The sequence below is a fragment of the Rhodococcus sp. PvR099 genome (assembly GCF_017833315.1).
In the GTDB taxonomy this organism is placed as follows: Bacteria; Actinomycetota; Actinomycetes; order Mycobacteriales; family Mycobacteriaceae; genus Rhodococcus_G; species Rhodococcus_G oryzae.
On the sequence record NZ_JAFIBV010000001.1, the window covers coordinates 1,118,708 to 1,131,764 of the forward strand.

At 66.4% G+C, this 13,057-nt stretch carries 14 protein-coding genes and 1 pseudogene; 12 read left to right on the plus strand and 3 right to left on the minus strand.

Annotated elements, in window-relative coordinates:
* Positions 1-142: 142 nt before the first annotated feature.
* From JOE46_RS04985 to JOE46_RS27070, 9 genes and pseudogenes are all read left to right on the plus strand, one after another.
* Positions 143-805 (plus strand): annotated as a pseudogene (locus tag JOE46_RS04985) (universal stress protein); the annotation flags it as partial.
* A 64-nt stretch (positions 806-869) separates the two neighbouring features.
* Complete coding sequence (locus JOE46_RS27065) at positions 870-1,034, plus strand: universal stress protein (protein ID WP_374102915.1); 165 nt, start codon at positions 870-872, stop codon at positions 1,032-1,034.
* A 131-nt stretch (positions 1,035-1,165) separates the two neighbouring features.
* Positions 1,166-1,720 carry a flavodoxin domain-containing protein gene (locus JOE46_RS04990; protein WP_097209686.1) on the plus strand — a complete coding sequence of 185 codons (555 nt, stop codon included), beginning with the start codon at positions 1,166-1,168 and terminating at the stop codon, positions 1,718-1,720.
* A 109-nt stretch (positions 1,721-1,829) separates the two neighbouring features.
* Positions 1,830-3,008, plus strand: a complete 1,179-nt coding sequence (locus tag JOE46_RS04995; RefSeq protein WP_373560211.1) for a 4Fe-4S dicluster domain-containing protein — start codon at positions 1,830-1,832, stop codon at positions 3,006-3,008.
* Entirely contained in the window at positions 3,005-3,493 is a 489-nt protein-coding gene (locus tag JOE46_RS05000) for a Crp/Fnr family transcriptional regulator (RefSeq protein WP_097209685.1), read from the plus strand. Before JOE46_RS04995 ends, JOE46_RS05000 begins: the two co-directional genes overlap by 4 nt.
* Positions 3,494-3,497: 4 nt before the next feature.
* Positions 3,498-4,328, plus strand: coding sequence for an FAD/NAD(P)-binding protein (locus JOE46_RS05005; protein ID WP_097209684.1), 831 nt, complete (start codon positions 3,498-3,500; stop codon positions 4,326-4,328).
* Entirely contained in the window at positions 4,328-5,119 is a 792-nt protein-coding gene (locus tag JOE46_RS05010) for an oxidoreductase (RefSeq protein WP_097209683.1), read from the plus strand. The genes JOE46_RS05005 and JOE46_RS05010 overlap by 1 nt, the downstream gene beginning before the upstream one ends.
* Positions 5,112-6,404: a Ni/Fe hydrogenase subunit alpha gene (locus JOE46_RS05015; RefSeq protein ID WP_097209682.1), complete on the plus strand. Its 1,293-nt coding sequence runs from the start codon at positions 5,112-5,114 to the stop codon at positions 6,402-6,404. The genes JOE46_RS05010 and JOE46_RS05015 overlap by 8 nt, the downstream gene beginning before the upstream one ends.
* Complete coding sequence (locus JOE46_RS27070) at positions 6,401-6,943, plus strand: hydrogenase maturation protease (RefSeq protein ID WP_097209681.1); 543 nt, start codon at positions 6,401-6,403, stop codon at positions 6,941-6,943. Before JOE46_RS05015 ends, JOE46_RS27070 begins: the two co-directional genes overlap by 4 nt.
* Here JOE46_RS27070 and JOE46_RS05025 read toward each other — a convergent pair.
* Both JOE46_RS05025 and JOE46_RS05030 read right to left on the minus strand, forming a co-directional pair.
* A complete protein-coding gene (locus JOE46_RS05025) occupies positions 6,876-8,612 on the minus strand; it encodes a GAF domain-containing sensor histidine kinase (protein WP_257016935.1) in 1,737 nt (578 codons plus the stop codon). The genes JOE46_RS27070 and JOE46_RS05025 overlap by 68 nt on opposite strands.
* Before the next feature lie 49 nt (positions 8,613-8,661).
* On the minus strand, positions 8,662-9,300 hold the full coding sequence (locus JOE46_RS05030) for a response regulator transcription factor (RefSeq protein WP_097209679.1): 639 nt from the start codon (positions 9,298-9,300) through the stop codon (positions 8,662-8,664).
* Positions 9,301-9,451: 151 nt separating this feature from the next.
* Between JOE46_RS05030 and JOE46_RS05035 the strand changes: the two genes are divergently transcribed.
* Positions 9,452-9,973 carry a GNAT family N-acetyltransferase gene (locus JOE46_RS05035; RefSeq protein WP_097209678.1) on the plus strand — a complete coding sequence of 174 codons (522 nt, stop codon included), beginning with the start codon at positions 9,452-9,454 and terminating at the stop codon, positions 9,971-9,973.
* Positions 9,974-9,991: 18 nt separating this feature from the next.
* Here JOE46_RS05035 and JOE46_RS05040 read toward each other — a convergent pair whose 3' ends face one another.
* Complete coding sequence (locus JOE46_RS05040; RefSeq protein WP_097209677.1) at positions 9,992-10,972, minus strand: hypothetical protein; 981 nt, start codon at positions 10,970-10,972, stop codon at positions 9,992-9,994.
* A 238-nt stretch (positions 10,973-11,210) separates the two neighbouring features.
* Here JOE46_RS05040 and JOE46_RS05045 point away from each other — a divergent pair, with 238 nt between their 5' ends.
* Positions 11,211-12,086 carry a universal stress protein gene (locus JOE46_RS05045; RefSeq protein WP_097209676.1) on the plus strand — a complete coding sequence of 292 codons (876 nt, stop codon included), beginning with the start codon at positions 11,211-11,213 and terminating at the stop codon, positions 12,084-12,086.
* Positions 12,087-12,128: 42 nt separating this feature from the next.
* Complete coding sequence (locus JOE46_RS05050) at positions 12,129-13,034, plus strand: universal stress protein (protein WP_097209675.1); 906 nt, start codon at positions 12,129-12,131, stop codon at positions 13,032-13,034.
* The last annotated feature ends 23 nt before the right edge of the window (positions 13,035-13,057 follow it).

Genomic DNA, 13,057 nt, shown 5'->3' on the forward strand with positions numbered 1-13,057 from the left:
GAGCTCATTTGAGGCGCAAAGGCCACGTACTTGGGTCCGTTGCCGTCGTGCCCGCCAGAACAAGGGGCGAGGACCTCCGGCCCTACTCGGCTTCGTCTGTCGGGGCGATGATGGGGGAACTCGCGGTTGTGGAGGTCCTACTGTGGACGCTGTCGAACTGAACGCCCCGGTCGTCGTCGGAATCGACGGATCCACTGGCGCATACGCGGCCGTCAGCTGGGCCGCCAGGGAAGCCCAACTCCACGGGTGCGCGCTGCACATCGTCTCCGCTCTCGGCGACTCCAGCCCATACGGGGATGGGATCCGTCCACCACCGAGCTATTTCGCCGACCGGGATCGCGCGGTCCACGCCCACCTCGACGAGGCCGCCGCGATCGCCCGCACCACACGCACCGCGACGTCCACGACCGAGATCACCACCAGCGTGCTCGATGGGCCGGCGCGACCGGCCCTGCTCGAAGCGTCGAAGTCCGCCCGGATGGTCGTCGTCGGAAGCCGCGGATTGGGCCAGATCACCGCGGCGCTCGCGGGGTCGGTCGCCGTCGCGCTCGCCGCACACGCCCACAGCCCCGTTGTCATCATCCGTGGCCATTCAGGGCAGACCTCCGGGACCGGCGATGTCGTCGTCGGGGTGGACGGAACCGAGAACAGCCTGCCGGCTCTCGAGACGGCGTTCGAGGAGGCCTCACTGCGCGCGACCGGCCTGGACGCGGTCCACACCTGGTCGCCGTTCACCTTGTCCAGGGCGTTCGACGACCAGCTCGACCTGCCGTGGGACGAGGTCGAGGCGGCCGAACAGGCGGCTCTCGCCGAGAGCCTCGCCGGTTTGGTCAGAGCGCTACCCGGCGACCTCGGTGACGCGGACCGTCGTGCGCGGGAGATCGGCCGCGGAACTGCGGGACCGGGCGGCAGGCGCGGAACTGCTGGTGGTCGGCAGCCACGGCCGGGGCGGCTTCGCGGGCATGCTGATCGGCTCGACCAGCACAGTGCTGCTGCACACCGCGGACTGCCCGCTCATGATCGTCCGGTCGTGAGCGAAGAAGGTCGTCGACTTCCCATGACCAGCCCACGACATAGTGGACCTTGGTCACTATCGCGGGCTGGACCCAACGAGGTGTGATGGTGACGTGGTCAACGCATTCGCACACTACGACGGGGAATCGTCATGACAGTTCTGGTCGTCTATGCCAGCAAGCACGGCGCAACGGCCGAGATCGCCGAACGTGTCGCGTCGACTCTGTCGGCCTCCGGCCGGGCCGCCGAAACCCACCCGGTCGACGCCGTCGGTGATCTCACCGGCTACGAGGCGTTCGTCCTCGGTTCCGCCCTGTATTACGGACACTGGCTCAAGCCGCTGACCAGCTTCGTGCGGAACCACTCCGAGGAACTCGCCACCCGCCCCGTGTGGCTGTTCAGCAGCGGCCCGCTCGGCACCGAGACCACTGAACCGGATGGCCACGAGAAGGTCGATGAGGCCGAGTTCGCCGAGGTGGAGGACCTTCGCAAGACGGCGCACGCACGCGACCATCGCGCCTTCAAAGGTGTCCTGGACCCTGGACGACTGACCGTCGTCGAACGGACCATCCGGCGGCTCCCCGCCGGGCGCCGACTGCTCCCCGCAGGCGACTTTCGGGACTGGGCTGAGATCGACGGCTGGGCAGGGGAGATCGCTCGGGACCTGTCGCGGGACTCGCCCGGCTCGGGCCAACCAGGCGATTGACCGTCGTCCACCGACCATCGATACTGGGAAAACACACCGGCGAGCCCGACCAACGGCGGAGATCGAGTGATGTACCACGCGTCCCCGCTCAGAGCGCGAGGAGGGGCCTGTGGAAGACATCGCACATCCCGAGACACCAGGGTCCGACCCCGCGGAGGGCGAAGCAGTACTCGAGCGCCGCGGTCTCGACCGCCTGATCGCGGTGCTGCGCCACGACGGCTACCGGGTAATAGGGCCGACCCTTGACGACAACGCCATCGTCCTGCGCGAACTCGAGTCCGGCGATCGTCTACCGGACGGGTGGGGAGTGACTACCGCGCCCGGGCTGTACCGCGTGCACCGGCGGGATGACGCAGCCGTCTTCGGGCATTCGTCAGGACCGCAGTCCTGGAAGCAGTACCTGCATCCTCCGCGTCGCCAACTGTGGTCGACCGATGGCGACGGTGATTTCGAAACCCCTCCGGACGAGGAGGTGGCATACGCGTTCCTCGGCGTTCGGGGCTGCGACCTCGCCGCGATCCGCGTCCTCCGGAAAGTGCTGTGCGAGGGAACCCCCGCCGACGGCCGCACCGCCGCATTGTTCTCGCGGTTGTTCATTGTTGCTGTCGACTGCACCGAGCCGGGCGGGGTGTGCTTCTGCGCATCCATGGGTACCGGGCCCGGCGCCCACGGCGAGTATGACCTGCGGTTGACCGAACGCCTCGGCGACGGCGGGCCACGCTATCTGGTCGATGTTGGGACCAGTCGTGGAGCCGACGTGCTGGCCCGGGTACCGCACGGTACCGCCGCATCTGAGGAAGTCGAGCGCGCCGCGCAGGCCGTCTGCGCAGCAGCAGAGCACATGGGCCGGCACATGCCGGACGTCGACCTGCGGGAGCTGTTGCGCACCGCCCGTGATGCCGAGGTGTGGGACGACGTGGCTTCCCGATGCCTGACATGTGGCAATTGCACGATGGTGTGCCCCACGTGCTTCTGCACCACTGTCGAGGACGTCACGGACCTGTCCGGAACGCATGCCGAACGCTGGCAGCGCTGGGCCTCGTGCTTCGAACCGGAGTACTCGCACCTGCACGGCGGCGACGTCCGGGAGTCCGGACAAAGCCGCTACCGGCAGTGGATCTCCCATAAACTCGGCACCTGGTACGACCAGTTCGGCTCGTCCGGGTGTGTGGGATGCGGACGGTGCATCGACTGGTGTCCGGTCGGCATCGACATCACCGAAGAGGCCGCACGTCTCACCGGCGCCCTCCCGACAATCGGCCCGGACCCTACCGAAGGATCGGGATGAATCATCCCGCATCTGAACCGAACCCGCGACTTGCCGGGCTGGATCCGGAACACCTGCAGACCCTGCTGGGGTTGTCACGGCTTGTCCAGTTCGCCGCAGGCGAGCACGTGTTCCGTGAGGGTGACCTCGCTCGTCGCCTCTGGCTGGTGCAGGACGGCAGGGTCATGCTCCACACTTACGTCCCCGGACGCGGTGACGTTCCGATACAAACGCTCGGCGCCGGCGACGTGCTGGGCTGGTCATGGCTGACCGCACCGCACCGGTGGCATTTCACCGCTACCGCGCTGTCGGAGGCGCGGGCACGTGAGATCGATGCCGCGATTCTCCACGAGTCGAGTTCCGCCGATCCGGCGTTCGGCTACGCCGTTGTACGCGCGTTGTCCGGCGCCCTCGTCGATCGCCTGCAGGCCACCCGGGCGCGACTGCTGGACCTGTACGGCGAGCCGGATTCTATACCGCGACAAACGAACCCAGCGGCGCGGTGACGACATGGCCCCCGCGTCGGATCCGATGGTGCCCACCCGGTATCGGGTGGGCGACAGAACGACCGAGACCCACGACTCCGTGACTCTCACTCTCGTTCCGGTCAGAGCGGCACTGCCCACCTTCGATCCGGGGCAGTTCATGATGCTGGCCGTCCCGGGAGTCGGTGAGGTCGCGATCTCCATCAGCGGAGACCCGGCGGCCCCCGAACTGCAGCACACCGTCCGTGCCGTCGGCGCCGTCAGTCGCGCAATTCACGACGCACCCGTGGGGTCGGCGCTCGGCGTTCGCGGGCCATTCGGCACCGGATGGGATCTCGGTTCGTGCGCGGGCCGCGACGTGGTGATCGTGGCCGGGGGCGTCGGGTTGGCGGCGGTGCGATCCGCTCTGCTGGCAATCCTTGCTGGACGTGAGGCATATCGCCGGGTGGTCCTGGTGGTCGGTGCGCGTAGTCCCGATGAGTTCCTCTTTCGCAGAGAACTGGACGCGTGGGGCGCTTCGGGGGCCATCGATCTGGAGATCACCGTCGACCAGCCGACCGGCGACTGGGACGGTTCGGTCGGGTTCGTGACCGAACCGGTCGGACGGCTCTCTCTCGACCCGGGACGGACAACCGCCCTTTTGTGTGGGCCGGAACCGATGATGCGATTCGCAGCACGGGTACTGATCGGCAACGGGGTCGCCGCTGAGGATGTCCGCGTATCGCTCGAGCGGAACATGCAGTGCGGCATCGCGTTGTGCGGTCACTGCCAACTCGGGGAACTCCTCCTCTGCCGCGACGGCCCCGTCGTCGACTACGCGACCGCAGGGCCATTACTCCATGTTCGGGAGCTGTGATGACGAAACCGATTCTGGCGGTATGGAAGTTCGCCTCGTGTGACGGATGTCAGCTCTCACTGCTCGATTGCGAGGACGAACTCCTCGCACTGTCCGAAAAGATGACCATCGGTTACTTCCTCGAGTTCTCGAGCGCGACCGTGGACGGACCCTATGACCTCTCACTCGTCGAGGGTTCGATCACTACCGCTGAGGACATCGAACGCATCCATCGAATCCGGGAACAGTCGAGGTTTCTGGTGACGATCGGGGCGTGCGCGACGGCCGGTGGGATCCAGGCGCTGCGCAATTTCGCCGACATCAAGGAGTTCACGGAAAGTGTCTACGCCTCACCCGAGTACATCGACACCCTCGCGACGTCCACTCCGATCGCTGCTCATGTGCAGGTCGACCACGAGCTACGCGGCTGCCCCATAGACCGGCGCCAGCTACTCGAGGTGCTCACCGCATTTCTCGCAGGTCGACGACCCGACACTCCCAACACCAGCGTCTGCAACGAATGTAAACGGCGCGGCCTGACCTGCGTCATGGTGGCGGACGGGACACCGTGCCTTGGCCCCGTCACCCACGCCGGCTGTGGCGCGCTGTGCCCGGCGCACAACCGCGGCTGCTACGGGTGCTTCGGACCGATGAAAGGGCCGAATCTCGCCTCGATGGCCACCTGGCTGCGCATCTGCGGCATGGACGACGCGGCCATCCACAGGGTGCTGGCCACGTTCAACGTCGCCGCACCCGAGTTCATATCCTTCACCCACCGCGACACCGACGAGCAGGGGACGGTTCATGGGTGACGAGGACAGACGCCTGATCGTACGTGCCCTGGCTCGCGTCGAAGGCGAGGGCAGGCTACGCATCTCGGTCCGAGACGGCCGCGTCGAACGCGCCGAGCTGAGCATCTACGAACCACCCCGATTCTTCGAGTCCTTCCTGCGCGGCCGCGACTTTCGAGAGCCGCCGGACATCACCTCACGGGTATGCGGAATCTGTCCGGTCGCATATCAAGTCAGTGCGTGCAACGCCATCGAAGACGCTTGCAACGCCCCACCCGACGACGCAGTTGTCCGGCTGCGCCGACTGCTCTACTGCGGGGAGTGGATCGCCAGCCACGTGCTGCACATCTTCTTCCTGCATGCCCCGGACTTCCTCGGCGTCGCCGACTCGATCGCGCTCGCACGCACCGAGCGCGCACATCTGGAGCGGGGATTGGCCCTGAAGAAGGCCGGTAACGCGATCCTCGAGCTGCTCGGCGGTCGTCCGATCCACCCGGTCAACGTGCGGGTCGGCGGCTTCTACCGAACGCCCACCCGCGATGAGCTCACACCCCTGCGAGAACAACTGCGATACGCACTCGACGACGCATTGGACACGGTCGCGTGGGTCGGCCGATTCGGTTTCCCCGACCACGAACTCCCGTACGAGATGATCGCCTTGAATCAGCCCGACCGCTACGCCATCGAGTCCGGCACCGTGCACACCTCGACCGGCACCGAGTTCCCTGCCACCGATTTCCCCGACCACGTCATCGAACATCAGGTACCCCACTCCACTGCGCTGCACGCGCGGCTGGACGGACAGCGCTTTCTGGCCGGACCACTCGCACGGTATTCACTCAACAACGCGCATTTGTCGGTAACCGCACGCCAGGCCGCCGCCGCGGCGGGACTGGGTGATCAGTGCCGAAATCCATTCCGCAGCATCGTCGTCCGAGCCGTCGAGGTCGTCTATGCCGTCGACGAGGCACTCCGGCTGATCGATTCCTACGAGCGGCCGACACAGCCGGCCCGTGACATGCGTCCGCGGGCAGCGGCAGGCCACGGGGTCAGTGAGGCCCCACGCGGCCTGCTGTACCACCGGTACGATCTCGACGACAGCGGCGTGATTCAACGTGCGGTGATCGTCCCGCCCACCTCGCAGAATCAATCCGCGATCGAACACGAGCTCGCCGGCGTCATCGAGCGGCACCTCGATCTCGACGATGCTGAACTGACATCCCTGTGCGAGCGGATTATCCGCAACCACGACCCGTGCATCTCCTGCGCAACACATTTCCTCGATCTCACGATCGCCCGACGATGACGGCGGTACTCATCGCTCTGGGCGACGAGTTCCGCCGCGACGACGGTGTTGGCCCGGCAGTGGCACGTGCGCTCCGCAGTGGCGGGCTCCCCGCTCAGGTCCTGATCTCACAGGGCGATCCGGTTGAGTTGATCGAGTCGTGGAGCGGCGCCGCTGTCGCCGTGGTGCTCGACGCGGTGAGGATGGAGTTTCCGCAGCCCGGTCGGGTCCACGTCCTGGATCCGGCTGATCTTGACACCACCGCCGCCACTGGCACCCACGGATTCGATCTGGGCGCAGCGATCGCACTGGGACATGCGATCGGTCGTATGCCGGACAGGTTGGTGATCATCGGCGTGGAGGTCGCTGACATGGCACACGGCCCGGGTTTGTCACCCGACGTCGCGCGTGCCGCACCGATCGTCGCTCGCGCAGTGGTCGACACACTGTTCCCGGGGAAAGACGTTCCGCTGTTGTCCCCAGGGGCGTTGGTCAGAGATTCGGGAGCGGCGCCGACCACAGCAGAGTCGTCCCTCCGGACCCCCCCCTCTCGACGGTGATCGATCCGTTGCTGTCGATCGCCCGAGACGCCAGATTGTTGAGGCCGCTGCGGCGAGCGTCGGCCGAGATACCGATCCCGTCGTCCGTCACCTCGATGGTGAGATCGTCGAGGACGCTCACCGAGATGGTGACCGCGGTCGCGGAGGCGTGCCTGACCACATTGCTCAGGGCTTCCCGTAGGACGGCCTCCGCATGATCGGCAAGGTTCGGGTCGACCACCGACAAAGGCCCGGACATATGAATCGTGATGCGCAGTCCGGCATCTGCGGTCGTCTCGGCGATCACCTCGTGCAGTCGTCGTCGGAGCCTGCCCGCCCCCTCGTCTCCAGAATGCAGATCGAAGATGGCCGTCCGGATGTCCTGCACGATCTCCTGGAGGTCGTCGATGGAGTTCGACAGTCGCCGCTGTACCTCCGTCGACTTGGCCCGTTGGTGAGTGCTCTGCAGGGACAGTCCGACCGCGAAGAGGCGTTGTATGACATGGTCGTGCAAGTCGCGGGCGATTCGATCCCGGTCGGCAACGACATCGAGCTCGCGCATCCGCCGCTGCGTGTTCGCCAGCTGGAGTGCGACCGCCGCCTGGTCTGCGTACGCGGCCATCAACGAGAGTTGCTCGGGATCAAACTGCTCCCGCCCCTCGGCGCGCAGGACGACGAGCACCCCGGCGACCGAATCCTGCGCGCGCAGGGGAAGCACCATTGCCGGTCCGACCTGCTCGGAGTCCTCGAACCCCGGGTCGAAGGCGAGTCTGTCGACCAGGAACGGCTGACGAGTCCTGAATGCCTCACCAGAACTCGATCCCTTGAGTGGGATCTTCGTACCGACGACTGCATCGGAGAGCGCGCCGTTGGAGACACTGACCACGAGCCTATCGACCTCGTCGGCGGGCAGGTCCGGATCGTCGGGAACCGCCAGGAGGACGCTGTCGGAGGCGGTGAGCGTTCGTGCTCGATCCGCAACCGTCTGGAGAACGTCTACGGGCGCGCCGCCGGCGAGCAGCTGGGTTGCGATCTCCCTGGTGGCCTCGAGCCAGGACTGTTTGATTCGCGATTCCTGGTACAGACGCGCATTGTCGATCGCGATTCCCGCTGCCGCGGCGAGTGCTTCGACGATGACCTCGTCGTCCGCGGTGAAGACCTGCCCGCCCGACTTTTCGGTGAGGTACAGATTGCCGAATACTTCCCCCCTGATCTGAATCGGCACGCCAAGGAAGGTCCTCATGGGCGGGTGGTGCTCCGGGAAGCCAACGGAGCTGGGGTGAGCCGTGAGGTCGTCGAGCCGAATGGGTTTGGGCTCCTGGACCAGCAACCCCAGCACTCCGCGCCCGCGGGGTAGGTCACCGATGAGTGTGTGGGTCGCCTCGTCGATGCCTTCGTAGATGAAGGCGACGAGGTCATCGTCCGATCCGCGGACACCGAGGGCGCCGTAGCCGGCATCCACGAGGCCGATCGCCGCATGCACGATGGAACGGAGGGTTTCCTCGAGGTCCAGCCCCGACGCGACAGCGAGCATGGCATTCATCAGTGCATCGATGTGATCCCGCGCATCGACGATCTGCTCGATGCGGTCCTGAACTTCGGTCAGAAGTTCTCGCAGCCGCAGTTGGGAGAGGGCGGACAGCCTCGGAGGGCCCTGTCCGTCGCCGGTGCCGGGTTCGCCAGGCGTCACCTGGCCGATTCTTCCACTTGACCGGGGCGAATAGGCGTACTCAGCCCGATCACCCGTGCCGAGGCGTCATCTTCGCGGCCAGTACGGCGGCTTGGGTACGCCGTTCGATGCCCAGTTTGGTCAGCAATCGGGAGACGTAGTTCTTCACGGTCTTCTCGGCGAGGAACATGCGCGCGGCGATCTGCCGATTGGTCAAACCCTCGCCGATCAAGGACAACAACACCTGTTCCTGATCGGTCAGGCTCGGCAGGGGATTGGGGTCCTCGTGCATCGACCGCAGCCTCGACATCAACGCCTCGGCTGCGCGCGTGTCGAGCAGCGACCGGCCCGTTCCGACGTCGTGAACGGCCTTCGCCAGTTCCATTCCCCTGATGTCCTTGATGACATACCCATGCGCGCCCGCCAGCACCGCGTCCAGCATCGCCTCCTCATCCGTGTACGAGGTGAGGATCAGGCAGCGCAACTCGGGCATCAAGCACATGAGCTCCCGGCACAGCTCGATTCCATTGCCATCGGGCAGGCGCACGTCGAGCACAGCGACGTCGGGGCGGACCGTGGGAATCAAGCTGTGTGCCTGCGCGTAGGTGGCGGCCTCACCCACCACCTTCAGGTCGGGGTCCACCTCCAAGAGGTCGCACAACCCCTTGCGCACGACCTCATGGTCGTCCACCAGAAACACGGTGATCATGCGGTACCTCCCGCCAGCGGCGACGTTCCTCCACCGTACGACAACGGATGGTGCGCGGACCGGTCGAAAGGTCACCGAATCCGACGACAAAGGTCTCTTTCCCCGAACGGACAGCGAACTAGTCTGATCTTCGAACCGTGAGGGAGTCACCATGCCGGACCCGCGCCCCAGTCCATCGCCTGCGCGGTGTGCGTCCTCGGTCACGATCAGGGAGTTGGGGCCGCACGATGCGTCCGAGGTCCAGGCACTGTACGAATCGCTGGACGACCACGACTCGTATCTACGGTTCTTCACCACTCGGCCCGGACGACTGAACTCGGTGGCCGAGCAGGCAACGCGGCACGATCCGGCCCACTGCGGTCTCGGTGCGTTCGAGTCCGGCGTGCTGATCGGCGCGGCGAACTATGTGATCCTGGATGATCCCTCGACAGCCGAACTCGCCATGGCGGTCGAACACGGCCATCAGCAGCACGGTGTGGGATCCGAACTGCTGGCACGGCTGACGTGCCTCGCGGAGCGAAACGGCGTCCGAACATTCATCGCCGAGGTACTCGCGGTGAACCAGACGATGCTCCGTGTGATCGCGGAGTCCGGGTTGCCGACAACTCGACGGCGGGAAGGGTCGGCAGTACACATCGAGATCAGGCCCCCCGAGTACGGTGCATCGACCTGATTGCATCGGATACGTCGATCAATCGATGCTGAGAACTTCGATCAGGGGGCGACGTGGGGTTTCTGGGACGGAAGCGGGTGCGCCCCCCGTGCCGACGCGGATCAGGATCTGAGGCGTACCCACTCCCGACACCAGGCCCCGGATGAGTTCGCGGCTCTGCCTCACCTCGGTGAGGTGGGTCAGGGGGCAGGTCGCCAGCTGACGCACGGTGGCATCGAGAACAATGGCGGAGAATGCCCTTCCGCTGGCAAGCCATTCGGCTTTCGTGTCGGAGTGTGTGCTGAGCAGAAGCACGCTCGACTCATCGGACCCTCGTGACTGCGTCGATTCGCTCCTCATCGGCGTCGGGAAGGGGCGTCCGGCCGCGACATCGGCGCTCTCGGAGGCGGTGGCCAGGGCGCCCGACGGAATTCCCTCGTCCGGCCGATCGTGCCCCGCCCACCAGTGGAGTTCGGCTTGGTATCCGGCTTCGTACCGCCTGGCCGCGGCACTTGCCTGGGTCGCCGCTGCCAGGGCGCTCCTTTCCTGTGGTCCGAGCGCGTCGAGGTCTACGCCGTACTGCGCCGCGAGATCCTGGTAGCGATCCAACTGGCCGAGGAATGCAGGCGGGGGAGGAGCGAAGGGCCGTCGGTCGCTGCGCCGGCGCCGGATGGCCGTGAGCAGGTCGAAATCGTGGGATTGCGGGTGCGCGTCACGGTGAAACAGAAGCGACGCGAGGGGCCCGGGCGGCTCCCGCCGGGGGAGTATCGTCACCTCACTTCGCCACCGTAGCGAGGTCATCGCGATCTCGAGGTGATGTAGGGCGGCGCCACAACTGATCGCGAGCTGACGGCCCGAGGGGTCGGCTTCACCGAGCAGGCGCGAGCGGTCGCCGAAGAGGTCCAATCGACCGCTCGAATAGTGCCAGCGCCAAGGCTGGCTGTTGTGCAGAGATGGCGCGCGACAGGCCAGGTCGACGGCAATCTGGATCACGTTCGCGTCAGGAACGGTCGTGTTCACTGTTGCCTCCGTGCCGGTCGAGGTGGGCGAGATGTGTCGGCGATGCCTTCTGAGTACGAGTCTCGTCAGGGTCCCGTGGTGTCCGTAGGGCCGATGGTCATCAATCCCGGCGCCGGTCACGGACAACGAGCGCGCCGTGACCGGCAATGACCAAAGACCCTTGTCGAGCGCCGCGCCAGGCGAGAACGATGAGGGAGAGCGCCACGCAGTGCGTCGCATGCGAACCCGAGGAGGGGACATGAAAGCCCATTCACCTGTCGTGGTCGGAGTCGACGGCTCGCAGTCAGCCACCGACGCGGCGTGGTGGGCGGCCGAGTGCGCCGTCGCACGTGGTGCACCACTGAAGATCGTCACGACGATGTACGTCCCGGGCTCCTACGCGGTGCCGATCGGAATGCCGCCCGAGTTCTACAACGAACAGGAAACGGCGGCGAAGGAGAGACTGAGCGCCGCGGCCGCGCACGCCAGGCTCGCCGCCGGGGAGGGCCTGAGCATCGACACCGAACTGTTTACCGGGCCCGCCACCGCCACGCTCCTCTCGCAGTCCGAGACCGCGAGCATGCTGGTCGTAGGATCTCGAGGTCTCGGCGAGTTCACCGGTGGACTCCTCGGCTCGGTCAGCTCCGCCGTCGTCGGGCACGCCCGGTGTCCGGTAGCGGTGGTCAAGGCGCTGGCGGAGCCGGAAGGGGTCACGCGCCGACCGGTCGTCGTCGGTGTGGACGGCACCCGCAACAGCGAACCCGCAATCGCAGAGGCCTACCTCGAGGCGTCTCTGCGCAAGGCCGACCTCATTGCTGTCCACGCCTGGTCGGACCTCACCCTGCCGCCACGGTTCTCTGACGATGGACTGGACTGGGAGCCGATCCAGTCCCGTGAGGCCGCGGCCCTGTCGGAAAGCCTTGCCGGATATGCCGATGACTATCCAGACGTGCATGTGCACTCGATCGTCGTCAGGCAGGAGCCGGTCAAGTCGTTGCTCGAATACTCCCGGCGCGCTCAGCTCGTCGTCGTGGGCAGCCGGGGACGCGGCGGCTTCGCAAGCATGCTCCTGGGCTCGACCAGTCGGGCGCTACTGCACTCGGTCTCGTGTCCCCTGTTGATCGTGCGGGCCTGAGATCCGAGGTAGACCGGCGCGCACAATGGAGGAGGTCGCTCGATGACCACGGCAACACCCATCCTGGTCGGGGTCGATGGTTCGGCCGGGTCTTACAACGCGGTGCGGTGGGCCGCAGTGGACGCGGCGCTACGGCACAGCCCACTGTGGCTCGTTGCCATCTATGCGAAGCCGTTCGACGTCTTCAGATCGGCGTCCTCGGCGGAAATCTACATCGGGGAGCAGGAGGTCGCGGGGGGACGACTTCTTCGCGATGCCACGGACATCGCGCACTCCGAGAGCGAGCGCCTCGGTGAGGTGACGGTACAGACCGCACTGCTCGGCGGCCGCCCGGCACCCCTGCTGCTCGACCTTGCGCAGGACGCACGGATGCTCGTCGTCGGCTCGCGTGGGCTCGGGGAACTCACCGGCGGAATCGTGGGATCAGTCAGTTCGGCGGTTGCGGCCCACGCCCCGTGTCCAGTTGTCGTCGTCAAAGGTCTTCCGGAGCCAGGAAAGCCGGTGCTGGATGGACCGGTGATCGTTGGTGTCGACGGAACACCAACGAGCGAGCCCGCGATCGCGGCCGCGATGGAGGAGGCGTCTTTGCGGCAGGCCGACGTCACCGCAGTCCACGCCTGGACCGACGTAGACCTGTCGTCGACCACCTTCGGCGACCGGGAGACTTGCCTCCCGGTCAACTGGTCCGCCGTCGAAGCCCAGGAACACGTGGCGCTCGCCGAACGGATGGCAGGCTGGAAGGAACAGTTTCCCGAGGTGGGCATTCGCCGAGTCGTCGTGCAGGACAAACCCGTCCGGGAACTGGCTGCCATCTCAAACGACGCGCAACTGTTGGTGGTCGGCAGTCGCGGGCGGGGCGGGTTCAAGGGGATGCTGCTGGGATCGACCAGCAGGGCCCTGCTGCACCTGGTCGACTGCCCGCTCATGATCGTCCGCGCGCCCGAGTAGCCTGCCGACCCCCAGGTGGAGGT

Excerpts from the sequence above, each read along its gene's own strand:
- JOE46_RS05050 (WP_097209675.1), top strand. The coding sequence starts at position 12,129 with ATGACCACGGCAACACCCATCCTGGTCGGGGTCGATGGTTCGGCCGGG.
- JOE46_RS05045 (WP_097209676.1), top strand. The coding sequence starts at position 11,211 with ATGAAAGCCCATTCACCTGTCGTGGTCGGAGTCGACGGCTCGCAGTCA.
- JOE46_RS05010 (WP_097209683.1), top strand. The coding sequence starts at position 4,328 with ATGACGAAACCGATTCTGGCGGTATGGAAGTTCGCCTCGTGTGACGGA.
- JOE46_RS05000 (WP_097209685.1), top strand. The coding sequence starts at position 3,005 with ATGAATCATCCCGCATCTGAACCGAACCCGCGACTTGCCGGGCTGGAT.
- JOE46_RS04990 (WP_097209686.1), top strand. The coding sequence starts at position 1,166 with ATGACAGTTCTGGTCGTCTATGCCAGCAAGCACGGCGCAACGGCCGAG.
- JOE46_RS05035 (WP_097209678.1), top strand. The coding sequence starts at position 9,452 with ATGCCGGACCCGCGCCCCAGTCCATCGCCTGCGCGGTGTGCGTCCTCG.
- JOE46_RS05030 (WP_097209679.1), bottom strand. The coding sequence starts at position 9,300 with ATGATCACCGTGTTTCTGGTGGACGACCATGAGGTCGTGCGCAAGGGG.
- JOE46_RS05015 (WP_097209682.1), top strand. The coding sequence starts at position 5,112 with ATGGGTGACGAGGACAGACGCCTGATCGTACGTGCCCTGGCTCGCGTC.
- JOE46_RS05005 (WP_097209684.1), top strand. The coding sequence starts at position 3,498 with ATGGCCCCCGCGTCGGATCCGATGGTGCCCACCCGGTATCGGGTGGGC.
- JOE46_RS27070 (WP_097209681.1), top strand. The coding sequence starts at position 6,401 with ATGACGGCGGTACTCATCGCTCTGGGCGACGAGTTCCGCCGCGACGAC.